The following is a 24829-nucleotide window of genomic DNA, read 5'->3' as shown; positions in this document are numbered from 1 at the left end:
GCCACAAGCGGGGCCCAGCAACCTCGCCGGCCGGCAGGGCAACTCACTGACGGCGGGCACGGGCACCAGTCCCGCCCGCTCGGGCGGAACGCACCACCGGGCCACCGCTGTCCCTGTTCCACTTCCTCGTGAGGACGGTTCCCCATGGCGCTCCAGCCAACCCAGCCCTCGGCACCGACGAGCCTCGTGCCGCCGCACCGCCGCTTCTCCGCGATCCCGGACGCGACGGGCATGTACGACCCGGCGAACGAGAAGGACGCCTGCGGTCTCGCGATGGTCGCGACCCTGCGCGGTACGCCCGGGCACGACATCGTCGACGCGGCCCTCGGTGCGCTCCGGAACCTCGAGCACCGCGGTGCCGTGGGCTCCGACGCGGGCACCGGTGACGGCGCGGGCATCCTGTGCCAGGTGCCCGACGAGTTCCTCCGGGCCGTCGTGCCCTTCGAGCTGCCGGCAGCGGGGGAGTACGCCGTCGGTACCGCCTACCTGCCCCTGGACGACGACGCGCGCCACGCGGTGAAGGGCGCCGTCGAGCGGCTCGCCCGCGAAGAGGGCCTGAAGGTCCTCGGGTGGCGCGAGGTCCCGGTGCGTCCGGAGGTCCTCGGCACGCTGGCCCGTGCCGCGATGCCGGCGTTCGAGCAGCTGTTCGTCGCCTCCATCCGGCACGACGTGCACGGTGCATCGTGGAGCGGCATCGCGCTGGACCGCCAGGCCTTCCGGCTCCGCAAGCGCGCCGAGCACGACAACGACCTGTACTTCATGTCGCTGTCGAGCCGCACCATGGTCTACAAGGGCATGGTCACGACGCTCCAGCTCGAGCCGTTCTACCCGGACCTCAGCGACGAGCGCTTCGCGTCGAAGCTCGCGATCGTGCACTCGCGCTACTCCACCAACACGTTCCCGTCGTGGCCGCTCGCGCAGCCGTTCCGGACGATCGCCCACAACGGTGAGATCAACACCGTGCGCGGCAACCGCAACTGGATGCGCGCCCGCCAGTCGCAGCTCGAGAGCGAACTGCTCGGCGACATGGCCCCGCTGCTGCCCATCGTGAGCCCGGGGGCGAGCGACTCGGCCTCGTTCGACGAGGTCCTCGAGCTGCTGACCCTGACCGGCCGGACCCTGCCGCATGCCGTGTCGATGATGGTGCCCGAGGCGTGGGAGAACCAGGTCGGGATGGACCCGGACCTCCGCGCGTTCTACGAGTACCACTCGATGCTCATGGAGCCGTGGGACGGTCCCGCCGCGATCACCTTCACCGACGGCTCGCTCGTCGGCGCCACCCTCGACCGCAACGGCCTGCGCCCCGGACGCTTCCTGGTCACCGACGACGGCCTCATCGTGATGGGCTCCGAGACCGGGGTCATCGACGTGCCGGCCGCCAAGGTCGTGCGCAAGGGCCGCCTGCGTCCGGGCCGGATGTTCCTGGTGGACACCGAGGCCGGCCGCATCATCGAGGACGACGAGGTCAAGCGCGAGCTCGCCGCCTCCGGTCCCTGGGGCGACTGGCTCGAAGCCGGACGCATCAACCTCAACGACCTGCCGGAGCGCGAGCACATCGTGCACACCCCGGCGTCGGTCACCCGTCGTCAGCGCGCGTTCGGGTACACCGAGGAAGAAGTCCGCATCCTGCTGCGCCCGATGGCGGCAGCGGGTGCCGAACCCCTCGGCGCGATGGGCTCGGACACCCCGATCGCCGTGCTGTCGGAGCGTCCGCGCCTGCTCTTCGACTACTTCACGCAGCAGTTCGCGCAGGTGACCAACCCGCCGCTCGACTCGATCCGCGAGCAGGTCATCACCTCGATGGGGATGGGACTCGGTCCGGAGCGCAACCTGCTCTCCGCCGGTCCCGAGCACGCGAAGCAGATCACGCTCGACTTCCCGGTGATCGACAACGACCAGCTCGCCAAGGTCCAGCACTTCGAGACCGAGTCGGGTCGCCACCTGACCGTCACGATCAAGGGTCTGTACCGCGTCGACGCCGGCAAGAAGGCGATGCAGAAGCGCATCGCCGCCGTGTGCGACGAGGTCGACGCCGCGATCGAGTCCGGCAAGCAGTTCATCGTGCTGTCCGACCGCGACGGCAACTCCGAGCAGGCACCGGTGCCGAGCCTCCTGCTCCTCGCAGCGGTCCACCACCACCTGATCCGCACCGAGCAGCGCATGAAGGTTGGGCTCATCGTCGAGGCGGGCGACGTGCGCGAGGTCCACCACGTGGCGACCCTCATCGGGTACGGCGCCTCGGCGATCAACCCGTACCTGGCGATGGAGACCTGCGAGAACCTGGTCCGCGCCGGCATGATCCCCGGGATCACCCCGGAGCAGGCCGTCAAGAACGTCATCAAGGCGCTCGGCAAGGGCGTGCTGAAGATCATGTCGAAGATGGGCATCTCCACGGTGTCCAGCTACGCCGGTGCGCAGGCGTTCGAGGCCGTCGGGCTCAGCCAGGAGTTCGTCGACAAGTACTTCACGGGCACCTCGTCGATCCTGGGCGGCGTCGACATCGACGTCATCGCCAAGGAGAACGCCGAGCGGCACGCCCAGGCGTACCCGCAGGACGGTGCGGTGCTGTCCCACGAGCGGCTGCAGATCGGTGGCGAGTACCAGTGGCGCCGTCAGGGCCCGCCGCACCTGTTCAACCCGGACACGGTGTTCCGCCTGCAGCACGCCACCCGTGCCCGCCGGTACGACATCTTCCGCGAGTACTCCAGCGCCGTGGACGACCAGTCCGAGCAGCTCATGACGCTCCGCGGGCTGTTCCGGTTCAAGCAGGGCGCTCGGAAGCCCATCGCACTCGACGAGGTCGAGTCGATCGAGTCGATCGTCAAGCGGTTCAACACCGGTGCGATGTCCTACGGGTCCATCTCGAAGGAGGCCCACGAGACGCTCGCCATCGCGATGAACCGACTCGGTGGCCGATCGAACACGGGCGAGGGCGGCGAGGACGTCGACCGACTCCTCGACCCCGAGCGCCGCAGCGCGATCAAGCAGGTCGCCTCCGGCCGGTTCGGCGTGACGAGCATGTACCTCACGCACGCCACCGACATCCAGCTCAAGATGGCGCAGGGCGCGAAGCCCGGCGAGGGCGGTCAGCTGCCCCCGGCGAAGGTCTACCCGTGGGTGGCCCGCACCCGGCACGCGACAGCTGGCGTCGGCCTCATCTCGCCGCCGCCGCACCACGACATCTACTCGATCGAGGACCTCAAGCAGCTGATCTTCGACGTCAAGCGCGCCAACCCGGCCGCCCGCGTCCACGTGAAGCTCGTGAGTCAGTCCGGCATCGGTGCGGTCGCGGCCGGTGTGACGAAGGCCCTGGCCGACGTCGTGCTCGTGTCCGGCCACGACGGCGGCACCGGCGCGAGCCCGCTGAACTCGCTCAAGCACGCCGGCACCCCGTGGGAGATCGGCCTGGCCGAGACCCAGCAGACGCTCATGCTGAACGGCATGCGCGACCGCGTCGTCGTGCAGGTGGACGGGCAGATGAAGACCGGGCGCGACGTCGTCGTGGCCGCGTTGCTCGGTGCCGAGGAGTACGGCTTCGCGACCGCCCCGCTCGTGGTCGAGGGCTGCATCCTGATGCGCGTCTGCCACCTGGACACCTGCCCGGTCGGCGTCGCCACGCAGAACCCCGAGCTCCGCAAGCGGTTCTCCGGCAAGCCAGAGTTCGTCGTGAACTTCTTCGAGTTCATCGCGCAAGAGGTCCGCGAGCTCCTCGCCGAGCTCGGCTTCCGCAGCCTCGACGAGGCGATCGGGCAGACCGACGCGCTCGACGTCGACCGTGCCGTCGAGCACTGGAAGGCCTCCGGGCTCGACCTCGCGCCGGTGCTCAAGGGACCGCACTTCGACGACGCCGAACCGCGCCGCCACCACCGCGAGCAGGACCACGAGCTGGACCAGCACTTCGACGTGCAGCTCATCCAGCAGACCGCGGACGTGCTCGACCACGGCGGTTCGATCGCGCTCGACCTGCCCATCCGCAACACCGAGCGCGCCGTCGGCACCATGCTCGGCCACCAGGTGACCCTGCGGCACGGCGAACACGGTCTGCCGAACGGTTCGATCGACGTGACGCTGCGCGGTTCCGCCGGGCAGTCGCTCGGCGCGTTCCTGCCGGCGGGCATCACGCTGCGGCTCGTCGGCGACAGCAACGACTACGTCGGCAAGGGGCTCTCCGGCGGCCAGATCGTCGTCCGCCCCGACGCCGGTTCGGGCTTCGACCCCGCCGAGAACGTCATCGCCGGCAACGTCATCGGGTACGGCGCCACCCAGGGCAGCATGTTCATCCGCGGCATCGTGGGCGAGCGGTTCCTGGTGCGGAACTCCGGTGCCACGGCCGTCGTCGAGGGCGTGGGCGACCATGCGCTCGAGTACATGACGGGCGGGCTCGCGCTCATCCTCGGCGAGACCGGCCGGAACCTCGGTGCCGGCATGTCCGGTGGAACGGCGTACGTCCGTGGGCTCCGCGAGGAGCACGTGAACACCGACGCCCTGGCGTCCGGCGAGCTCCGGCTCGAGGCGCTCGACAGCGCCGACGTCGAGATCGTCACCGACCTGCTCACCCGGCACGCCGACGAGACGGGGTCGACGCTCGCGTCCGACCTGCTGGCGTCCGGAGACCTGAGCGACTTCGTCAAGGTGCTGCCGCGCGACTACGCTGCGGTGCTCGAGACGCGCAGACAGGCCGTCGACGAGGGGCTCGACCCCGACGGTGACATCGTTTGGAACAGGATCATGGAGGTGACCGGTGGCTGACCCCAAGGGATTCCTGAAGGTCCAGGAACGCGAACTCCCGCCCCGGCGACCCGTGCCCGTGCGGCTCATGGACTGGAAAGAGGTCTACGAGCAGCAGGAGTCCGGCGTCTTGAAGCGCCAGGCCGGCCGCTGCATGGACTGCGGCGTGCCGTTCTGCCACCAGGGCTGCCCGCTCGGCAACCTGATCCCGGAGTGGAACGACCTGACGTGGCGCGGTGAGGGCCGCCAGGCGATCGAGCGCCTGCACGAGACGAACAACTTCCCGGAGTTCACGGGTCGGCTCTGCCCCGCCCCGTGCGAGTCGTCGTGCGTGCTCGGCATCAACCAGCCCCCGGTGACGATCAAGCAGGTCGAGGTCTCGATCATCGACCAGGCGTTCCAGAACGGCTGGGTCACGCCGCACCCGCCGGAGCGCCTGACGGGCAAGACCGTCGCCGTCGTGGGCTCCGGCCCCGCCGGGCTCGCCGCCGCGCAGCAGCTCACGCGTGCCGGCCACACGGTCGCCGTCTACGAGCGGGACGACCGCATCGGCGGCCTGCTCCGCTACGGCATCCCGGACTTCAAGATGGAGAAGCGCCAGATCGACGCGCGCCTCGCCCAGATGCAGGCCGAGGGCACCCGGTTCCGTGCCGGGGTCGAGATCGGCAAGGACATCACCTGGGACGACCTGAAGTCGCGCTACGACGCGGTCGTCGTCGCCACCGGTGCAACGGTGCCGCGCGACCTGCCGATCCCGGGGCGCGACCTCGAGGGCGTGCACTTCGCCATGGACTACCTGGTCCAGCAGAACAAGGCGAACGCGGGCACGACGGTCGACAACCAGATCACTGCCGAGGGCAAGCACGTCGTCGTCATCGGCGGCGGCGACACCGGCGCGGACTGCATCGGCACCGCCCACCGCCAGGGCGCGTTGAGCGTGACGAACCTGGCGATCGGCAAGCAGCCGCCGCTCGAGCGTCCGTCCGACCAGCCGTGGCCGATGTTCCCGACCGTGTTCGAGATCACGAGCGCCCACGAAGAGGGCGGCGAGCGGCACTTCCTCGCCTCCACCGTCGAGTTCCTGTCGAACGACGCCGGCGAGGTCCGCGCACTGCGGGTCGCCGAGACCGAGTACCTCGACGGCCGACGGGTCCCGAAGGCGGGCAGCGAGCGGGAGATCCCGGCCGATCTCGTCCTCATCGCGATGGGCTTCACCGGCCCCGAGTCGGACACGATCGAGCCGCAGCTCGGTCTGCCGACCACGGTCTCCGGGGCGCTCGACCGCCGTGCCGACTACGCGACCAACGAGGCCGGCGTGTTCGTCGCCGGCGACGCGGGTCGTGGGCAGTCGCTCATCGTGTGGGCGATCGCCGAGGGCCGTGCCGCGGCCGCGCAGGTCGACGAGTACCTCGAAGGCTCCACGATCCTGCCTGCACCGGTCAAGGCGACCGACCGGGCGATCTCCGTCTGATGTCGGACGCGCACCAGATGTCGGACCGCCGCCGGACGGCGGACCGTCTCCACCAGATGCTCACGCTCCCGTGAGCGTGAGGCCACCAGCACTCGGTAGGGTGCTGGTGGCCTCGCTTCGTTCCGCGCGGCCCCACAGCGCGGAAACCCAAGCTCCATCCACCACCACGAAGGAATCCATTGAGACGCGCAAAGATCGTTTCGACGCTCGGACCGGCAACGTCGGACTACGAGACCGTCAAGGAGATCATCGAAGCGGGCGTCGACGTCGCCCGCCTCAACCTCAGCCACGGTGACTACAGCGTCCACGAGGCCAACTACGTCAACGTCCGTCGTGCCGCCGAAGAACTCGGCAAGCCCGTCGCGATCCTCGTCGACCTGCAGGGTCCGAAGATCCGTCTGGCACGGTTCGCCGACGGCCCGCACGACCTGGCGGTCGGTGACATCTTCACCATCACGACCGAGGACGTCCCCGGCTCGAAGGAGATCTGCGGCACGACGTTCAAGGGCCTGCCGCAGGACGTCAAGCCCGGCGACCCGCTGCTCATCGACGACGGCCGTGTCCGCCTCCGTGTCCTCGACACCGACGGCGTGCGGGTCCGCACCGAGGTGGTCGTCCCCGGTACGGTGTCCAACAACAAGGGCATCAACCTGCCCGGTGTCGCCGTCAACGTCCCCGCGCTGAGCGAGAAGGACGAGGCCGACCTGCGCTGGGCGATCCGCCAGGGCGCCGACCTCATCGCGCTGTCGTTCGTGCGCAACGCGAGCGACGTCGTGCGTGCCCACGAGATCATGGACGAAGAGGGCAAGCGCCTGCCGGTCATCGCCAAGGTCGAGAAGCCCCAGGCGGTGGACGCGCTCGAGGAGATCATCGACGCCTTCGACAGCATCATGGTCGCCCGCGGTGACCTCGGCGTCGAGCTCCCGCTCGAGGCCGTCCCGATCGTGCAGAAGCGCGCCGTCGAGCTGTCCCGCCGCATGGCGAAGCCGGTCATCGTCGCGACGCAGATGCTCGAGTCGATGATCTCGTCGCCGATCCCCACCCGCGCCGAGACGTCCGACGTCGCGAACGCCGTCCTCGACGGTGCCGACGCGGTCATGCTGTCCGGCGAGACGAGCGTCGGTGAGTACCCGGTGCAGACCGTCCGCACCATGGCCCGCATCGTCGAGTCCACCGAGGACCACGGTCTCGAGCGCATCGCCCCGCTCGGCACCAAGCCGCGCACCCTCGGTGGTGCGATCACCCTCGCCGCCGTCGAGATCGCCGAGTTCACCGAGGCCTCGTACCTCTGCGTCTTCACCGAGTCCGGTGACTCGGCCCGACGCATGTCGCGCCTGCGCCACGGTCTGCCGATCATCGCCTTCACCCCGAACGAGGCCACGCGCCGCCGGATGGCCCTCACCTGGGGTGTCCGTTCGTTCCTGGTGGAGCGGAAGACCCATACCGACGAGCTCTTCTCGCAGGTGGACGACGTCCTCCTCGAGAACGGCCTGGCCGCCCCCGGCGACCGCGTCATCGTGACGGCCGGGTCCCCTCCCGGCATCGAGGGCTCGACGAACGACCTGCGCGTGCACCGGGTGGGCGACGCCCACGCCGAGGCCGCCCCGGCGTACGTCCGGGACTGATCCGTCGGATCCGTCGCCACCAGGGCGCGGACGGGAGGCACGGTGCGCGCAGCACCGACCGCTTCCGGTCCGCGCCCTGCCGCGTCTCCACGGCCCTGGTGGTGACCGGACGTCGGCCGCAGGCGGCAGGATGGTCGCTGTGAGCCTCCGATCCGACACCCCGGCGCCGCGCGCCGACGTCCGCCGCTGGCGTCGCTACCTGGCCGACGAACGTGCCGAGGCGGCCGTGTACCGCAACCTCGCTGCCCGCCGTTCCGGCGAGGAGCGCGAGATCCTCGCCGCGCTGGCCGAGGCCGAGGGACGGCACGCCGACCACTGGCTCGACCTGCTCGGCGACGACGTCGGACGGCCGCAGCGGGGGAGCCTGCGCACCCGGGTGCTCGCCGTGCTCGCAAAGCGGTTCGGGTCGGTCTTCGTCCTCGCGCTCATGCAGCGCGCCGAGGACCGCTCGCCGTACGCCGACGACTCGGACGCGACCGCGCGGATGGCCGCCGACGAGCGGATCCACGGCGAGGTCGTGCGCGGGCTCGCGAACCGGGGCCGGATGCGGCTGTCCGGCACGTTCCGGGCGGCGGTGTTCGGCGCGAACGACGGCCTGGTGTCCAACCTGGCGCTCATCATCGGCATCAGTGCCTCGGGGGCCGACCGGCACTTCGTGCTGCTGAGCGGCATCGCCGGCCTGCTCGCCGGCGCGTTGTCGATGGGGGCGGGGGAGTACGTCTCCGTCCGGTCGCAACGCGAACTGCTCGAGGCGTCCGCGCCGCACCCCGAGGCCGGCAGGGCGGTGTCGGACCTCGACGTCGACGCGAACGAGCTCGCGCTGGTCTACCGCGCGCGCGGGATGTCCGAGGCCGAGGCGACCGAGCACGCCGCCCAGGTGCTGTCCGGCATCGGTGAGCGGCGGCCGGCGACGGGTTCGACCGCGGTCGCGGACGACCACGAGGCGGTCGGCACCGGGCTGAGCGCCGCGGTGTCGAGCTTCTGCTTCTTCGCCTCGGGCGCGATCATCCCGGTGCTGCCGTTCCTGTTCGGCATGCAGGGGTGGCCGGCGATCGCGGTGGCCGGTGGGCTGGTGGGCATCGCCCTGCTCGGCACCGGTGCCGTCGTCGGCGTGCTCAGCGGAGCGTCCCCCGGCAAGCGGGCCTTCCGGCAGCTCGCCATCGGGTTCGGTGCGGCGATCGTCACCTACGCACTCGGGCTGCTCTTCGGCACCGGCTCGGCCTAGCGGCGGACGGTGGCTACCGGCGGACGGCGGCTACCGGCGGACGGCGGCCCGCGGCGGCAGGAGCAGCAGGGCCGCGGCCCCGACGACGATGAGCGCGATGCCCGCGAAGACCATGAAGACGGTGAGCGCGAGTCCGGGCGCGACGAGCACGACGATGCCCCCGATGATCGACAGCACGCCGCTGACGACGGTCGGGACGCGTGACGATCCCGGGTGGCCGACGAAGCCGCCGACGATCGCGGCGACCCCCTCGATCAGGAACCCGACCCCGGCGAGCACGGCGTAGACGACGAGCGGGATCGCCGGGTCGAGCAGCGTCACGAGCCCCGCGACCGCGACCAGGCCGCCGACGATGCCGGACGTCCACCGCCACACCGGCCGGGTGCCGTGGCCCCGCACCGCGGCGAAGACGCGCAGTGCCCCGGCCACGACGAGGTACACGCCGAACAGCAGCGCCACGAGCACGAGCGACGGGCGGGGCCAGACGATGGCCACGATGCCCAGTGCGATGGCGACGACGGCGGTGACGACGACGAACACCCGGAACGTCCTGACGGCACGAGAATCCACGAGCGCTCCTCCCTGATCGCCAGCGCTGGTGCCCAGCACGCTACCCGTCGGAGCCGGGGGCCGTGCAACGACCTGCAACCCGCGCAGTCGTACCGTGCGGAGCAGGCGCGCGACCCGTGCGCCCCGACAGCGTCGTCGAAAGGGCACCACCATGACCATCGCACCCTCGCCCACCAGCTACGCCGCACCCGGCGAGCCCGGCTCCCTGGTCGAGTACCGATCCCGGTACGACCACTTCATCGGCGGCGAGTACGTGCCGTCCGCCAGCGGGCAGTACTTCGAGAACCCGACGCCCGTCACCGGCAAGGTCTTCACCGAGGTCGCACGCGGCGACTCCACGGACGTCGACCGCGCCGTCGCCGCCGGGTGGAAGGCGTTCCCGGCCTGGGGCCGGACGAGCGCGGCCGAGCGCGCCGTCATCCTCAACAAGATCGCCGACCGCATGGAGGAGCACCTCGAGATGCTCGCCGTCGCGGAGACGTGGGAGAACGGCAAGCCGATCCGCGAGACCCTCGGCGCCGACATCCCGCTCGCCATCGACCACTTCCGGTACTTCGCCGGGGCGATCCGTGCACAGGAGGGCTCCGCCGGCGAGATCGACCACGACACCGTGGCGTACCACTTCCACGAACCGCTCGGCGTCGTCGGGCAGATCATCCCCTGGAACTTCCCGATCCTGATGGCGGTGTGGAAGCTCGCACCGGCCCTCGCCGCCGGCAACTGCGTCGTGCTGAAGCCCGCCGAGCAGACCCCGGCGTCCATCCACGTGCTCGTCGAGCTCATCCGCGACCTGCTGCCCGCCGGGGTGCTCAACGTCGTCAACGGCTTCGGCATCGAGGTCGGCGCACCGCTCGCGCAGCACCCGGACATCCGGAAGATCGCCTTCACGGGGGAGACCACCACCGGGCGGCTGATCATGCAGTACGCCTCGCAGAGCCTCATCCCGGTGACGCTCGAGCTCGGCGGCAAGAGCCCGAACGTGTTCTTCCCCGACGTGGCGGCCGAGAAGGACTCCTTCTACGACAAGGCGCTCGAGGGCTTCACGTTCTTCAACCTCAACCAGGGCGAGGTCTGCACGTGTCCGTCCCGGGCACTCGTGGCGAAGGAGATCTACGACGCGTTCGTCGCCGACGGCCTGGAGCGCGTCCGTGCCGTCAAGCAGGGCCATCCGCTCGACCTGTCGACGATGATCGGCGCCCAGGCGTCCAACGACCAGCTCGAGAAGATCCTGAGCTACATCGACATCGGCAAGCAGGAGGGCGCGAAGCTCCTGACCGGTGGCGAGCGCGCCGACCTGGGCGGCGAACTCTCCGGCGGCTACTACGTCACGCCGACGGTGTTCGAGGGCGACAACTCGATGCGGATCTTCCAGGAGGAGATCTTCGGGCCCGTGCTCGCGCTGACGTCCTTCAGCGGCTACGACGACGCGATCGCCACGGCCAACGACACCCTGTACGGGCTCGGCGCCGGGGTGTGGAGCCGTGACGTCACGACCCTGTACCGCGCCGGACGTGACATCCAGGCCGGGCGGGTGTGGTCGAACACGTACCACCAGTACCCGGCGGGTGCGGCCTTCGGTGGCTACAAGCAGTCTGGCATCGGGCGCGAGAACCACAAGATGATGCTCGACCACTACCAGCAGACGAAGAACCTGCTCGTCTCCTACGCCGATGGACCGATGGGCTTCTTCTGATGCCCGACACCGCACGCGTCGCGGTGACGCCGGCGGCGGGGGAGCTCCTGCGCGCCCTCACCGCCCGGCACGGCCCGCTGATGTTCCACCAATCCGGCGGCTGCTGCGACGGCTCGAGCCCGATGTGCTACCCCGTCGGCATGTTCCGGACCGGCCCGGGGGACGTCCTGCTCGGCGCGTTGCAGGTGGACGGCCTCGACCCGGTCGAGGTGTACATGTCGGTGTCGCAGTTCGAGTACTGGAAGTACACGCACCTGACGATCGACGTGGTCGACGGTCGGGGCGGCGGGTTCTCGGTGGAAAGTCCTGATGGGAAGCGCTTCTTGACCCGCTCACGCATGCTCACGGAACCCGAACTGGAAGCCCTAGGGCTCACGCCTCAGCGGCGATAGTCCGCAGATCGTCCGCAGAATGCTCGGTCGACCCGATCAGGTCCGCAGCTGCGGACTTGGTTCGGTCGGCTGCGTCTGGGAACAGATGGGCGTAAGTGCTGAGAGTGATCGTCGGAGACGCGTGCCCCATCGCTCGTGCGACAGACACTGCGTCGAGTCCAGCGCGGATGAGGCCTGACGCGTAGAAGTGCCGGTAGTCGTGCGGGGTGAGGCCAACCACTCCTGCTGCCGCACAGGCCTTGTTGAACCACGCTCGAAGGGCAGCGGGGGAGGGCGGATCGCCTGGCAGGAACCAACCGCCCTCGTAGACGCCTTGCTCGCTGAGGTGCACGCCGAGCCGGTTCATGAGCGCATCGGGTGCCGGGATGCTGCGCTCACTCCCATGCTTGGGCGCGCAGATCTCGCGTCGGCCGGTGCGGTTCTGAATCTGTCGCGCAACGTGGACAGTCCTGCGCATGAAGTCGACGTCGCTCACCTGAACTGCGGAGGCTTCACCGATGCGCATGCCGGCGAAGGCCATCAGGTCGAGCAGTGGCAGCAAAAAAGGCTCCGCGAGCTCTCGGATTGCTCCTACCTCTGCGGGTGTTGGGATCCGCATCGTGTGCTCGAGCTTGCGGACTGCGGGAAGCCGAAGCCCGAGAGTGGGGTCTTTGCCGAGGTAGCCGTCGAGAACCGCGCCGCGCAGCGCGCCGCGGACGTACTTCACTCGGGTGCGAACAGTTGAGGCTGCAAGGTCCTGTTCGAGCACCTTGATCCATGACTCCGCATGCGAGCGCTTCAGCTTCCCGAACGGAACATCTCGGAACGTGCACGACGCTATTGCACGGTCCGCCGCCCTGACCGTACCTTCGGTCCAAACCTGGCGGGGTGCCCACTCGGCATAGAACGACGCGAGAGTGGATCGGGAGGCTTTGGGATCGACGTACGAGCCAGTTCGCACAGAGGTGGTGACCTCATCGAGCCAGTCCTGTGCATCTCGCTTCCGGGGGAAGTGCCTTGCGTGTTCCTTGCCCTCGTCGTCTCGGTAGCGGGCTCGCCACGATCCGTTAGCGCGCTGTCGGATGCTCGCCATCAGATGCCTCTCCGAACGTGAACTGCACGTCGTTGGCACGCGTCAGCTCTGTCTTCTCGATCCCCTCGAGCAGTGCCGTACCGAACGGCCCGCCTTGGTCGGCCAGTGATCGAACCATCGGCAAGTGTTCCTTGGCGAGGTCGTAGACCAGCTCCACTGGAGTCTCCCGAAGATCCCATTCGAGCCCGCGCACCGCCCCTTCGTCCAGTGTGGACGTGGGCATCTGGTTCAGCTCTTCAACCATCTGGCGCTGCAGTCGGAGAACCTTCTCCGCTTGCAGTACGAGTTCGCGTTGGGCTTGCTGCAGCTGAGTCTGAGTGACCAGGTACTCGAACTCGCCCGCGGGCGCTGTGATGCTCACGATGCTCTGAAGGTCGAGCACCCGCACCAGATCCTCTGCTTCAGCGAGACGCAGGGGGCGCTTGCCCTGCTCGATGGACCAGACGGTGGTCTGCGACCACTTCCAGCCGTGTTCGGTCATCGCCTCCGCAATGTCCTTCTGCGAGCGGGCTCCCCGGAGCTGCTGGAGGTTCTGCCCGATTTGCTTGTCGCTGGCTGCCATGTTCTCGACGGTACAGCAAGACACCGTAACCAACAACACGATTTGGATCACATCGACCCGTACTCGTAAATCACGTGTTACAGTGATATCAAGTCAGCGACGACACTCTCACACCATAAGGAGCGAGCATGAGTACCACTGCCCCTGATCTCCCGACACGTCGGATCCGGAGCCTGATGACCCTGGCGGAGACCGCCGCGGCCCTTCGCAAGAAGGAGTCGCAGCTGCGTTGGATGATTGCGCAGAACTCTGCGCCGCCTCACGCCAAGGTCGGCGGACGAATCATGTTCGACGCCGACGGTGTCGCGGCATGGCTCGACGAGCAGTTCACGGAAGCGTCCTGAACCTGCCAGACCGCGCGATCGACGAAAGCCTCGCGCCCCCCGCCTACGGCGACCCGACTGGCGAACAAGCCGTCAGGAACATCCTGACGGGCGCCGATTGGTCGCCGCACGCCGACTGGAAGTTGGTCGGCCCGTGGCGTGACGACAAGCATCCCATCACGGTGCTGCTCGACTCGCGTCTCGCCCTAGAGCTCCTGAAGTTCCTCGGACGCCAAGCCGAGATGAAGGAGACCAGACGGGGACGGAACGTCCGTGCTCGTCTCAAGAAGACGGCCCCAGGTGCGCCAACACCCGGGGCCAAGTCCAACCAGTAACCATCACGAAACCGAAGGACAAAAGACATTGTCTCTCAACAACAAGATCATCTCACGCCCCACCGACATCCACGCAAGCGCCCCTTCGGGGGACGCTGTAGCTGCGCGGGTCGGCACCGTGACGCTCGAACTGAAGGGCTGGCACCACAAGCAGTGGAAGCAGCCTGACCCCAACGGTCTTTACAGGGTCATCAGCACGCACCGCCGGTACGAGGGCAACCGCGAAGAGATCAGCGCGATGCCCGACGCGACGACATGGGGTCACCTGACGCCGGTCGAGTACCAGCTGCACACGACTCCGGGGTACCAGTGGGGCGACTACCCGCAGGATGAGGTGACCAGCCGCCCCAACGAGTTCGTCATGACGTACGTCGGCTTGTACAAGCTCGTCGGCTACTCCTTCGACCCGGGGGAAGGGGTCATCACCGGGAAGTTCGAGCGAGTCGAGGTGGACGCCTGATGGACGACGTGATCAAGCTCGTCGACATCGAGATGACTCTGACCGGACGCGCCGAAGTGATCATCGACGCTCAGCCGAGCCAATTCAGCGACGGTTACTCGCTCATCCTGACGCCATCCGAAGCGCTGCGATTGGCTCACGCCATCGTCGCTCGCGTCTCCGATGTGCGGACTCAGCCGCTCGCCGTGCCCATGCTGGTCCCGACTCTGCAGGTGGCTGCCTGATGCCGGCGGGCAAGACGACGGTCGACGGGTTCGCGGTGCTCGCCATCAACGGCGTTGTGGGGCTGCGTGCCGAACGTCCCCTGACGGAGCTAGCTGGGGACCAGGCACGACGCCTGGCTATCTGCCTGCTCGAAGCTGCGCAAGACGCCGAACGTCCGGAGCCGCCTGAGTGGCCGTAGGCCAGTCCGGCACCAGGAAGCCCCCAGATCCTCGACAGAACGAGGACGAGGGGGCTTTCTCGTACCCGGACACCATCGCCCTCTCGCCGGCCGCAGAGCGGTACATGCACCAGCTGGCGATCGACCTCACAGCTGGCGTCGTCGAGCTCAGGCAGCTGCCGCCCTCGCTTCGGCAGTTCTACGTCTTCGCGTTCGAGCAGGGGAGCGCGTCACGGCAACCCGAAGTCGACCACGCCAACGACGACGCAGACCGGCTCTACGCCGAAGTGTGCCGACGCCAGCCGTCGCGTGACCACGAGACAACGAATGCCTTCCTCGAGGCGCAAAAGCACCGCGGTGCAGAAGCCGCAGCAGAACGAGCGGCCGAGATCCGCGCCCAGATCTACTCCGGACAGGAGACCCAATGACCCGACCCCCAACCACCTTCGATGCCCGCTGGCTGATGGCGCAGGACTTTCCGCCCACCCAGTACGTCGTCCCCGGCATCATCCCCGAAGGCATGACCCTGCTCGTCGCAGCGCCGAAGATCGGCAAGAGCTGGCTAGTGCTCGGACTGGCGCTCTCGCTCCACGTTGGCGAGAAAGCGCTTGGCGGTGTACCTACGGGCGCGCCCCGCCCTGTCTTGTATCTCGCACTCGAAGACGGTCCCCGTCGCCTGCAGCAGCGCATTCGCACGCTGAACCCGGAGGTGGTCACCCCGCGGCTTGAGTTCGTCACGGCGCTCGAAGGCGGTCAAGTGATCCCTGCCATCAAGGAGTTCATCTCCCGCAACATCGACCAGAACCCCGTCGTCATCCTCGACACCCTCGGGAAGGTGCTTCCGAGTACCGCAGCAACGAAGTCGCAGTACGCCGCGGACTACGAGTTCCTGGGCGCGCTCAAGGCCACCACAGACGCGGAACCGGGCTCGTCCCTCATCATCGTCCACCACACCCGGAAGAGCGGCGGAGAGGACTTCCTGGACGCTGTGAGCGGCACCCAGGGCATCGCAGGAGCAGCTGACACCGTTCTCGTGTTGCGCCGTGAGCGACAGGAGCAGAGTGCGACGCTGCACGTCACCTCACGCGATGCGAAAGAAGGTGAGTACGCGCTGCTGCTGTCCGACTCCGGGGCCTGGGCACTCAACGGCGGAGGGCTGGAAGCTGCCCGCGCTGCTGCTGACGCAATCAAGGTGTCCGCAGGAGTGGGGGATCGGATGGCCGACATCATCGGCGTCGTCTACCAGGCCGATGCCCCCGTCTCCCGCCAAGAGATTCAGCACCTGCTGCCGACGATCCCGGTGACGCAGCTCGACGTGTACCTCAAGCGCGCGGTCGACGCGAAGCGCATCTCGAAGCCATCTCGGGGCCTCTATGGCCCTGCTGTTAGTTCCGTTAGATCTGTTAGTTCCGAAGACGGTTCTAACACTCCTAACGCTTCTAACACCCCTTACGAGAGCGACGTGTTCGAGGGCGTGGCATGAACCCGATCACCGTCGCCTGCCCCGACTGCTCAGCCGCAGCAGTCATCGACATCTCAGGCCCAGGCGTCTCCCACGCCGTCCTCGAGCACGACGACACATGCCCGCGACTCAACCACCCAGCCTTCGGGCTGCACCACGACCGATCGGACCGCTCATGACCAACGAAAGCCGCAGCTGGCTCAAGACCTACCTGGACGAGCTGGAGACAGCCGGCAACAAGGTGCTTACTCAGCTCTACGAAGACAGCGAAGGAATCCCGAGCACCGTCGTCGGAGCCGGATCCATCAGCCTCGCTGGCTACGCGCTCGCCAGCCAACTCGCGACCGTCACCGACGATCCTGACCAGATGGTGCAAACCGTTGTGGACCACCACGCGCTTGCGACAGTCAAGCTCGGCCCCGATGCGTGGCCCGACGTGTTGTACGGCGCGCTCCTGCATGTCGCGATGCTTTACCTCGAGCCCGCGTACAAGGCCTCGGACGATACCGATCTCGACATGCGCGCTGCCGCAAAGCAGTGGTGGGCGACCTTCGAGGAGGCGATGGATGGTGGTCTTGCTAGCTCTTGAGTTTTCCCGTGACGAACGCCAGCAAGTAGTCAAAGCGTGTCGGCTTCAGCTCTGGCTTCTGGGCAGCCTTCGCGGCCCCTGCCAGACGCGCGCGTTCCGCCTCTCGAGCTTCGAGTTCGAACCCGCTCACCAACCACGTGAGGAACAACATCGAACCTCCGATCACCCACCAGAAGAGGCCCCAAGCCACCCAATCGAGGTCATCGCCGATTCCCGACTCGTTTGCTCCGACGACGACCATCGCGGTCAGTGCAAGCGCGGCGACGATCGTCGAGCCAACCACAACGGCGTACCAGAGGCGGATGCGCAGTCGTGCTCGCGCGCTCCGACCTTCGAGGGCGACGCCGAGGAGCAGGACGGGTATCACCGTGGCGAGTGCGGAGCACGTTGCAAGAGTCACGGTCCGCACTGTCGGACGAACCGACGTCGCCGTAAGGAGCGCTCATGATCCGGCAGGCGAGAGATTTGGTGCATGGCACTGAAGGTCCGGTTGTCCTCATTTCGGCTCGAGCGGCAGCGTGGTTGATTCGGTATGCGGAGCTCGAGCGCTACCACGAAGCGCATAGAGGCCAAGATGCGGAGATAGATCAGTCACTGATTGCTTTGAAAGTCGCTGCTTTGTCTTGGAGAAGTGCCGCAACCGGAACCAGCAATGCGCCAAGGCCGGAACTTGCTACACAATCAGACTGGCTCAGCACCAAACAAGCAGCTGACGCCCTCGCGATGACAGATCGTGCAATCCGCAAGGCAATCCGTGAGAACAGACTCAAAGCGAACAGGGTAGGTCGCGCCTACCGAATCAACCGCGAACAACTCGCGCACTTCAAAGCACGAAAGGAACCAGCATGACCACGCCCCGCACCAAGCAGCACGAGCTGGCAGAGGCCACCCGGCAGCAGTACCAGCGTCGCGTCGACGAGATCCGCAACGACCGACGCTTCACCCCCGAAGCCAAGCAGCAGGTCATCGCCAAGCTCTACCGCGACACCAACCACCAGCTTGGACAGCTGCGCGACGAACGAGACGCCACACTCAGTAGCCGCCGCACTGCACTCGAAGCAGAGATGTTCGGCCTACCGAAGTACGCATCCACATCCGACACGCTCTCGTACCGCGACGCGCTCGACAGGGCCAGCCGAGCCGAAGACGGTGCGGCGCTGGCTGCTCTCTACGACACGGCAGCCATCAGCAACGACACCATCCTCGCCAAAGCCATCCTCGCGAAGGCCTACGGAGACGGTGAAGTCGACGTCATCAACCGATACCTCGAAGACCACTCCATCCTCGAGACCAAAGCGCAGGAGCTGTGGGACATCCGCTACGGCGACGAGGCTGCAGGGCAGACACTGCAGAACACCCTCAACGACTTCGCGTTCCAAGCTGACAAGCCCACCGAGATCCGCGCCCTCTCCGACTCGCTGATCGAACAGGTCGCAGAGGCAAGCGAGTGACCCAGGGGGATGCACCTCAGCGGCGTCCGGGCCAGTACCTCCGGGGCGGGCGCGTCTCTCTCCGTGACAGCAGAACGCTTGGCCCTGCGCCTGCTGCTGCTCAGGATTGGAGCGGAAGTGACTGATTCAAACGACACCGGAAGTGCAGTGCGGACGCCCCGCGGTTTGAACGCCGCGGGGCGTCGTCTTTGGGATGCCGGCACTTCGGAGTTCGAGTGGGCTCAACACGAACTGGCGATGCTCGAAGAGGCTTGCCGCACACGGGATCGAATTGTCGAGCTCGACGCTGCGGTGAAGGCTGACGGTTTGATGATCGCCTCTCCGCAGGGCTCTCGAGTGCACCCAGGTGTCGGGGAGGCGCGTCAGCAGCGCCTGACGTTGGCGAGGCTGCTGGCTACCCTCGGCATCCCGCCGTTGGAGGACGACAACCTGCCGGCGGCGCGCAGGGTGCGCGGCGTCTACGGGATGCGCTGATGCCTCGGCGTAGGTCGGCAGGAATCAGCGGACCCATTTGGCTGTCGGAGTTCGTCGAGGCGGACTGGCCTGGGCGCTGTTCGTTGGAGCGCCTGAGGGCGTGGCGTGCAGCGCAACGTGCCGGGGCGACTGACATCCCCGGTGCAGCATCCGCGGCTCGTGCTGCACGTAGGGCGCTCGTTCATCCCACGGATTGCCCGGTGCATCCACTGCCTGCTGTGCGTCCCTCTGGGTGGAACCGAGGGTCGGAAAAGACCGTCTTCACACTTATCGGCCCTGACGATTCGACTTCAACGGAAGAGGTAGTTAACGATTCACCTCGGCATCACGAGTTGCGGCAAGCGTTTGAAGAATGGTTGCAACGGCTCGGTTGATTCGGCAGATGCTTCACGCTATCCCACGATAGAATCGACACGTAAGTAAGCCCGCCGGAAACCACCCGGGCGTGAACGAGATGAGAAGTCTCGGCGCGCTCGGGTCCCCGGCGGGTTTTTTTGTGCGCCTTGATTCTCCGGTTGGAGATGAAGGAATGGTCGAAAGGATCACAAGCGTAACGTTGACCGCTCAGGTCGCGGGTTACGTGCAGGGGTTCGCGCAAGCGGAATCTGCGAACCGCAAGGTGTCGAAGTCCGCTGAGGACGCGAAGCAGAAGTTTGAGCAGCAGAACCAGGCGATGGAGCAGGTTGGCCGCGGCCTGACGGCTTTCAGTGCGGTTGCACTCGCTGCGGTGGGTATCGCGGTGGCGAAGTACACCGAGTTCGACAAGCAGATGTCTGCGGTGCAGGCGGCGACGCATGAGACCGCCGCGAACATGAACTTGCTGCGTGACGCGGCTATCGATGCTGGGGGCGCGACTGCGTTCTCTGCTCAGGAGGCTGCTCGCGGGATCGAAGAGCTCGCGAAGGCGGGTATCCAAACTAAGGACGTTCTGAACGGCGGTCTGAAGGGCTCGCTGGATCTCGCTGCGGCGGGGTCGCTCGATGTTGGCGAAGCGGCGGAGACCGCAGCAACCGCGATGACGCAGTTCGGCAAGTCCGGTTCGGAAGTTCCCCACATCGCCGACCTTCTCGCGGCTGGGGCTGGCAAGGCGCAGGGGACCGTCCACGATCTCGGTGAGGCGCTGAACCAGGCTGGCTTGGTTGCGAACCAGACGGGTCTTTCGATCGAGGAAACCACTGGCGGGCTAGCAGCATTCGCTAAGGCTGGCCTGACTGGTTCCGACGCCGGCACGTCGTTCAAGTCGATGCTGCAGGCGTTGACTCCGAACTCGAAGCAGGCCGCTGATGTGATGGATCAGCTTGGCATCAGCGCGTACGACTCGCAGGGCAACTTCATCGGGCTCGCGCAGTACGCGGGGGTTCTGCAGGACGCACTGAAGGGCATGTCCGTTGAGCAGCAGAACGCTGCCCTCAAGACGATATTCGGCTCCGACGCCGTGCGTGCTGCATCGGTCCTGTTCGAGCAGGGACAGTCGGGCGTGCAGGGGTGGATCGACAAGGTCAACGACTCCGGGTACGCCGCTGAGACTGCTGCGATCATGCAGGACAACCTGGCCGGCGACCTCGAGAAGCTGGGCGGCGCGTTCGATACTGCTGCGATCAAGGCTGGTGCCGCTGCTGATGGCACGCTGCGTCCACTGGTGCAGCTGGTGACGAGCATGGTGGATGCGTTCTCGGACGCTCCACCGATCGTCCAGTCCACGGCACTGACCCTGACGGCGATCGCAGGCGCTGCGGCGCTTGCTGCGGGCGGCTTCCTGCTGGCGATTCCGAAGATCGCCGAGTTCAAGCTGGCGCTCGACACGTTGCAGGGGTCGTCGATCCCTGCGGTGTCGAAGGGTGTCGAGTCCGTCCGTGGGGCCGTTACCCGCTCGGGTGCCGCCATGAAGGCCGTGGCGACGTTCCTGACCGGCCCGTGGGGTGTCGCTCTGGCAGCGGCCACGGTCAGCGTGGACCTGCTGAGCAAGTACATCGAGTCGCTGCAGGCCAGCTCGGACGAGCTCACCAACAGCCTCGTCACGGCCAAAGACGCATCGGATGTCTTTGAGACTGCCGCTCAGGGCAAGGGCTTCAAGTATTGGACGGCTGACGTCGCTGGGCAGCTGAAGGATCTGCCGGCGGTGCTCGACAACATCGACGAGCGCAACACGAACGTCATGGCCCGGTTCAACTCCGACTATTTTGGCGCAACGGACGCCATCAAGGATGTCGGTGAGCAGCTTGGCGTGCTCGCGGCAACGGACCTTCCCGCAGCGCAGCATGCGTTCTCGCTGCTCGCTGCGGAGACGGACGGCTCCAAGGGCCAGCTCGAGACGCTGCTCAACGCTATGCCTGCCTACAAGAAGGCTCTGACCGAGCAGGCGACCGCGCTGGGTGAGTCGGACAGCATGCACAACCTACTGGCGCTTGCTCAGGAAGACTCCGCGACGGTTGCCAAGGAAACCGGCGATGCGTACCTGGAAGAGCAGGACAAGGTTGAGCAGCTGACCGATCAGCTGAACCAGCTGCTCGAGTCGTTCAACGATGTCAATGGCGCGAATCAGGACGCGGTGTCGTCGAACGCCGATTACCAGGCTGGCCTTGCCGGTATTTCCGAAGAGGTTGAGCGGCAGAAGGAAGCGTACGAAGAGTCGCACAAGACTCTCGACGGCTTCAAGTTGTCGTTGGATCAGAGCACGGAGTCGGGTTCCGCGAACGCATCAATGCTGTCTGATGTGGCTGGTAAGGCGCAGGAGGCGGCTAAGGCGCAGTTCGAGGTGGATTCGTCCACGATGTCGTCGAAGGATGCTGCGGACAAGTACATTGCGACGCTGCGTGATCAGCGTGCGAAGTTCATTGAGTCGGCTACTGCGGCGGGGTTCAACAAGGCTGAGGTGAAGAAGCTCGCCGATCAGGTGTTCGCTTTGCCGTCGTCGAAGGACATCAAGATCCTGGCGGAAACGTCGGATGCGCAGAACAAAATCAACAACCTGATCACGTTGAACAATGGGCGCGTGGTTCGCATTTCGGTGCAGGCCACGAATGACAGCCCGGCTTCGTCGTGGACTGGTGGTGTGACGAAGGCTGACGGTGGCCTGGTCGACTACTACGCCGACGGCGGCATGCGCGAGAACCACCTTGCGGAGATTGCGCCTGCGGGTGCGTGGCGGGTGTGGGCCGAACCGGAAACAGGCGGTGAGGCGTACATCCCGCTCGCACCGTCGAAGCGTGCTCGTTCGTTGGCGGTGTGGGAAGAGACGGGGAAGCGGCTGCAAGCGTTCGCGTCGGGCGGGTTCAACATCCCGACCACGCAGCCAGCCGCGCCGTACTTCTCGATGCCCGTGCAGGCGGCTGGTTATGACGGCCCGTCGTCGGTGGCGTTCTCGTTCCCGTCGTCCGGGAACCAGCAGAAAGACATGGACGAAGCGATGTTCCTGCTGCGTACGAAGATTCGAGGGGGTCGCTGAGTCTCTCGTCATCCGGGTACGCACCGTCACGGTGCGTACCCGGGTGTTTTGGCCTAGAGCTCCGCGGGCTTCCAAGTGCGCGCCTGAACCGCGCCAGTCCCGCACCCGATCGCTAAGGCGGTGCGCTCGACGGGCGTCTGACGGTGGAAGCGCCGACGGCGGGGCTCGAAGGGTCGTACCGACGAAAGGTGAGCAAGATGCTACAGTCCGGGTCAGATGACCGGCTAGCCGAGGACGTGGATGTGAACGAGCTGCAGCTTGAGGCAGAACGCGATGCGAAGGCGTTAGTTGCGGGCATCCCCGAAGGGGGGTGGCGGACGGTCAACCCGGTTGCCGTCGCTGCTTCGCTGGGTGTGAAAGTTTTCGACGCGGACCTTCCCGAAAATGTTGCAGGGGTACTGCGTAAAAATCCCGCCGATGACGGCGCTATATATATCCAGCGCCTTGACCATCCGCGGCGGAAGCGTTTTACTGCTGCTCACGAGATTGGGCATGTCGTCTTGCGCCAGAAGCGCGACGAATGGAACGAAGTCGCCCTGGTGGACAAGCGCGACGAGTTGGCGACAAGGGGTACAAATGCGGACGAGCAGTACGCTAATGCCTTTGCCGCTGCACTCCTGATGCCCCAAGAATACCTATCCGAGATGTTGAATTTCGGCTTCTCCACGCGAGAGATAGCCGCGAACCTGAATGTTTCGGCTGAATCCCTGAGCTATCGACTAGCAAACCTTGGGATGGCGTAGGTAAGTGTCACAGGGGCAAGCGGGGGGCGAAGACCGGCGCTCCCAGATCGATGAATGGATCCAAGCGGCTTCAGCGAAGCCTGTGATTGAATCCGAGTTTCAGCCTCAGCATAAGCGCAAATCGCTTTGGGGGTGGTTGCTCGGATTCTTCCGCACGAAGGACATGAGTCCGGAGGACATCCTTCTCGACGGAATTAGGTTCGACCATCAGCTGAAGAAGTTGTTTGCGTTTCTGATCATCGTGGCTGTTGTTGGGCAAATAATCGTAGCCGACGTCCTACTTGTCATGTATCTGTCCGGCAGGTTCGATCCGGCGGCGGACTCGGCTGTTCTCATTGCATGGTTCAGTGCTGGCGTCGTGGAGATCGTCGGCTTGATGGCAATCGTTACCAGGTATCTATTCCCAAGCCTCGACGGCAAGACCGATCCTGACAAGAAGCGAAAGAAGCGGAAGAGTTGACAGGCGTCGTATACCTTGCGGGAAGAATCGACAAGAATGACTGGCGGCACGATTACGTGCTCGGCCTGCAGACTATTTTGTCTAACAGTGAGGTGATGCATTGGGGACTGCCGGCTATCCTTCCGAGGATCGCTGAGCGGCAGTTGGCTTACGCCGGTCCTTTTTTCGTATCGGATGACCATGGCTGCGCGCACGGCCGCTGCACTCATGGTGCGGCAGCTGAAGGATGCCTTGAAGGATATCTTCCGGACGGCATGACTAAAGAGGACCACAGAGCTCTCGTAGCTGAGCGTTGCCGTCTCGGCATAGAACGGTCAGACGACATTTTCTTCTGGTTCGAGGATCTCAAGGGCTTCGGCTCCTTGGTTGAGCTCGGCATCGCGATCGGTATGTCCAAAAGTGTGCACGTTTACACCAAGTCGTTAGAGGAACTCGACGAACTATGGTTCGGGCAGGCGCTGATAGCGTCGACGTCAGTTCATCGGGCCACGGACGTGCATTCTGCTGTCCAGCAATTCCTGTTCGACGTTGAAGCGAAGCCTCGAGAGCTGCTGGCGTTGTAGTCGAGCTGCGATGCGCCGCTCGACACCGATCGCCCTGTGTGCTTCAATTCACTCCTACAGACCCACGCTGACTAACGTGTTGAGCGTTCGCCCCACTCGACGAGCACTGCGTCGGGCGTGATTGCCAGCGCACGTGCCTGGATGCGAAGAAGTCTGTCTGGGAGCTGACGCAGGACCGGAAGGCCGCGGAGGTTCAAGCCCTCTCTGCCTCGTCGAGCGCCTCCCGAACTGGGAGGCGCGGAACGACGGCAGGGCAGCCAAACTCCCCGTATGGGAATCGTCCTTTTCGTCCTCGGCATCTTCATCACCTACTGGGTCGTGCAAGCGGCAGTGCTGAGCGCCCTCAACGACCACTACAAGACACGAGTCCACTTCGAGCTGACGGGCGAGTGGAAGCCGGGACACTGGAACAAAAAGACGGTGCCGAAGCGAGTGAGCAGCTAGACAACTTCAGCGGCGGCGAGACCGGTCCTTCAGCGTCCGGTTCTTGACTGCCGCACGCCAGCACCAGACCTGCTGCAGCCGGCCCTGCCAAGTCACCTGCACAAGAGCCGCGACCGGCGTGTGAGCGATCGCGAAACCCTTCAGCCGCAGCAGCCCTGCGTGCTGGTAACGGATCCACACGTACACCGGGCGTGGTGTCGCGAGCCGTTCTCCCGGCCCTTCGATGTGCTCCGGCCCTAGCCCATACGGCTCGTCCAACGTGACGTCGGGGTGCTCCGGGGGAGCCCACTTGTGCTCGGGCATGCGGCAGATCTTGCGCGATGCCTCCGACACGCAGCCTTCCAACCGGGACTGTGCTCG

The 24829-nt window shown here is 66.2% G+C and carries 25 protein-coding genes and 1 pseudogene; 20 read left to right on the top strand and 6 right to left on the bottom strand.

Features of this window, described 5'->3' with window-relative positions:
• The first annotated feature begins 144 nt into the window (after positions 1–144).
• The 4 genes from gltB (at position 145) to DEJ20_RS10485 (ending at position 9049) form a co-directional block, all read left to right on the top strand.
• Entirely contained in the window at positions 145–4749 is a 4605-nt protein-coding gene (gene gltB, locus DEJ20_RS10500; RefSeq protein WP_502866575.1) for a glutamate synthase large subunit, read from the top strand.
• Positions 4742–6199, top strand: a complete 1458-nt coding sequence (locus DEJ20_RS10495; protein WP_111023053.1) for a glutamate synthase subunit beta — start codon at positions 4742–4744, stop codon at positions 6197–6199. The genes gltB and DEJ20_RS10495 overlap by 8 nt, the downstream gene beginning before the upstream one ends.
• A 179-nt stretch (positions 6200–6378) precedes the next feature.
• On the top strand, positions 6379–7824 hold the full coding sequence (gene pyk, locus DEJ20_RS10490) for a pyruvate kinase (RefSeq protein WP_017887208.1): 1446 nt from the start codon (positions 6379–6381) through the stop codon (positions 7822–7824).
• Between the two features lie 130 nt (positions 7825–7954).
• A complete protein-coding gene (locus DEJ20_RS10485; protein ID WP_071244751.1) occupies positions 7955–9049 on the top strand; it encodes a VIT1/CCC1 transporter family protein in 1095 nt (364 codons plus the stop codon).
• A 30-nt stretch (positions 9050–9079) separates the two neighbouring features.
• Here the strand turns inward: DEJ20_RS10485 and DEJ20_RS10480 are convergent, their stop codons facing one another.
• On the bottom strand, positions 9080–9619 hold the full coding sequence (locus DEJ20_RS10480; RefSeq protein WP_173033968.1) for an HdeD family acid-resistance protein: 540 nt from the start codon (positions 9617–9619) through the stop codon (positions 9080–9082).
• A 151-nt stretch (positions 9620–9770) separates the two neighbouring features.
• On the opposite strand from DEJ20_RS10480, the gene exaC reads away from it, so the two are divergent.
• Positions 9771–11312: an acetaldehyde dehydrogenase ExaC gene (exaC, locus tag DEJ20_RS10475; RefSeq protein ID WP_111235045.1), complete on the top strand. Its 1542-nt coding sequence runs from the start codon at positions 9771–9773 to the stop codon at positions 11310–11312.
• Positions 11312–11704, top strand: coding sequence for a DUF779 domain-containing protein (locus tag DEJ20_RS10470; RefSeq protein WP_111235044.1), 393 nt, complete (start codon positions 11312–11314; stop codon positions 11702–11704). The genes exaC and DEJ20_RS10470 overlap by 1 nt, the downstream gene beginning before the upstream one ends.
• Here DEJ20_RS10470 and DEJ20_RS10465 read toward each other — a convergent pair.
• The 3 genes and pseudogenes from DEJ20_RS10465 to DEJ20_RS10460 form a co-directional block, all read right to left on the bottom strand.
• Complete coding sequence (locus DEJ20_RS10465) at positions 11685–12452, bottom strand: tyrosine-type recombinase/integrase (RefSeq protein ID WP_181431514.1); 768 nt, start codon at positions 12450–12452, stop codon at positions 11685–11687. The two genes, DEJ20_RS10470 and DEJ20_RS10465, sit on opposite strands and share 20 nt — an antisense overlap.
• Before the next feature lie 252 nt (positions 12453–12704).
• Positions 12705–12776: pseudogene (locus DEJ20_RS18125) on the bottom strand (hypothetical protein); the annotation flags it as partial.
• A complete protein-coding gene (locus tag DEJ20_RS10460; RefSeq protein WP_146245403.1) occupies positions 12751–13338 on the bottom strand; it encodes a helix-turn-helix domain-containing protein in 588 nt (195 codons plus the stop codon). The gene DEJ20_RS10460 and the pseudogene DEJ20_RS18125, both read right to left, overlap by 26 nt.
• A gap of 176 nt (positions 13339–13514) precedes the next feature.
• On the opposite strand from DEJ20_RS10460, the gene DEJ20_RS10455 reads away from it, so the two are divergent.
• The 6 genes from DEJ20_RS10455 (at position 13515) to DEJ20_RS10430 (ending at position 16889) form a co-directional block, all read left to right on the top strand.
• Entirely contained in the window at positions 13515–13682 is a 168-nt protein-coding gene (locus DEJ20_RS10455) for a helix-turn-helix domain-containing protein (RefSeq protein ID WP_284183325.1), read from the top strand.
• 432 nt (positions 13683–14114) lie between these two features.
• Entirely contained in the window at positions 14115–14456 is a 342-nt protein-coding gene (locus DEJ20_RS10450; protein WP_146245402.1) for a hypothetical protein, read from the top strand.
• Positions 14456–14680: a hypothetical protein gene (locus tag DEJ20_RS10445; RefSeq protein ID WP_111235040.1), complete on the top strand. Its 225-nt coding sequence runs from the start codon at positions 14456–14458 to the stop codon at positions 14678–14680. Before DEJ20_RS10450 ends, DEJ20_RS10445 begins: the two co-directional genes overlap by 1 nt.
• A 283-nt stretch (positions 14681–14963) precedes the next feature.
• Entirely contained in the window at positions 14964–15266 is a 303-nt protein-coding gene (locus DEJ20_RS10440; protein ID WP_146245401.1) for a hypothetical protein, read from the top strand.
• Positions 15263–16321 (top strand): AAA family ATPase, encoded by a 1059-nt coding sequence (locus tag DEJ20_RS10435; RefSeq protein WP_111235038.1) that lies wholly within the window; start codon positions 15263–15265, stop codon positions 16319–16321. The genes DEJ20_RS10440 and DEJ20_RS10435 overlap by 4 nt, the downstream gene beginning before the upstream one ends.
• 154 nt (positions 16322–16475) lie before the next feature.
• Complete coding sequence (locus DEJ20_RS10430; RefSeq protein ID WP_111235037.1) at positions 16476–16889, top strand: hypothetical protein; 414 nt, start codon at positions 16476–16478, stop codon at positions 16887–16889.
• Here DEJ20_RS10430 and DEJ20_RS10425 read toward each other — a convergent pair.
• Complete coding sequence (locus DEJ20_RS10425) at positions 16879–17289, bottom strand: hypothetical protein (RefSeq protein WP_146245400.1); 411 nt, start codon at positions 17287–17289, stop codon at positions 16879–16881. The two genes, DEJ20_RS10430 and DEJ20_RS10425, sit on opposite strands and share 11 nt — an antisense overlap.
• 44 nt (positions 17290–17333) lie before the next feature.
• Here DEJ20_RS10425 and DEJ20_RS10420 point away from each other — a divergent pair, with 44 nt between their 5' ends.
• From DEJ20_RS10420 to DEJ20_RS10385, 8 genes are all read left to right on the top strand, one after another.
• Positions 17334–17738 carry an excisionase family DNA-binding protein gene (locus DEJ20_RS10420; protein WP_111235035.1) on the top strand — a complete coding sequence of 135 codons (405 nt, stop codon included), beginning with the start codon at positions 17334–17336 and terminating at the stop codon, positions 17736–17738.
• Complete coding sequence (locus DEJ20_RS10415) at positions 17735–18340, top strand: hypothetical protein (RefSeq protein ID WP_111235034.1); 606 nt, start codon at positions 17735–17737, stop codon at positions 18338–18340. The genes DEJ20_RS10420 and DEJ20_RS10415 overlap by 4 nt, the downstream gene beginning before the upstream one ends.
• Positions 18341–18418: 78 nt before the next feature.
• Positions 18419–18814 carry a P27 family phage terminase small subunit gene (locus tag DEJ20_RS10410; RefSeq protein ID WP_258377131.1) on the top strand — a complete coding sequence of 132 codons (396 nt, stop codon included), beginning with the start codon at positions 18419–18421 and terminating at the stop codon, positions 18812–18814.
• 556 nt (positions 18815–19370) lie between these two features.
• Complete coding sequence (locus DEJ20_RS10405) at positions 19371–22259, top strand: phage tail tape measure protein (RefSeq protein WP_181431513.1); 2889 nt, start codon at positions 19371–19373, stop codon at positions 22257–22259.
• 242 nt (positions 22260–22501) lie between these two features.
• Positions 22502–23002 carry an ImmA/IrrE family metallo-endopeptidase gene (locus DEJ20_RS10400; RefSeq protein ID WP_181431512.1) on the top strand — a complete coding sequence of 167 codons (501 nt, stop codon included), beginning with the start codon at positions 22502–22504 and terminating at the stop codon, positions 23000–23002.
• A gap of 163 nt (positions 23003–23165) precedes the next feature.
• On the top strand, positions 23166–23462 hold the full coding sequence (locus DEJ20_RS10395) for a hypothetical protein (protein WP_146245399.1): 297 nt from the start codon (positions 23166–23168) through the stop codon (positions 23460–23462).
• Positions 23463–23518: 56 nt separating this feature from the next.
• On the top strand, positions 23519–24025 hold the full coding sequence (locus DEJ20_RS10390) for a hypothetical protein (protein WP_146245398.1): 507 nt from the start codon (positions 23519–23521) through the stop codon (positions 24023–24025).
• 270 nt (positions 24026–24295) lie between these two features.
• On the top strand, positions 24296–24469 hold the full coding sequence (locus tag DEJ20_RS10385) for a hypothetical protein (protein WP_181431511.1): 174 nt from the start codon (positions 24296–24298) through the stop codon (positions 24467–24469).
• Between the two features lie 6 nt (positions 24470–24475).
• Here the strand turns inward: DEJ20_RS10385 and DEJ20_RS10380 are convergent, their stop codons facing one another.
• Entirely contained in the window at positions 24476–24772 is a 297-nt protein-coding gene (locus tag DEJ20_RS10380) for a hypothetical protein (RefSeq protein ID WP_111235160.1), read from the bottom strand.
• Positions 24773–24829 lie beyond the last annotated feature (57 nt).

Origin of the sequence: Curtobacterium sp. MCSS17_005 (assembly GCF_003234225.2) — a bacterium.
In the GTDB taxonomy this organism is placed as follows: Bacteria; Actinomycetota; Actinomycetes; order Actinomycetales; family Microbacteriaceae; genus Curtobacterium; species Curtobacterium flaccumfaciens.
Note: the sequence above shows the minus strand (reverse complement) of the source record. Positions and strands in the feature narration are given on the sequence as shown.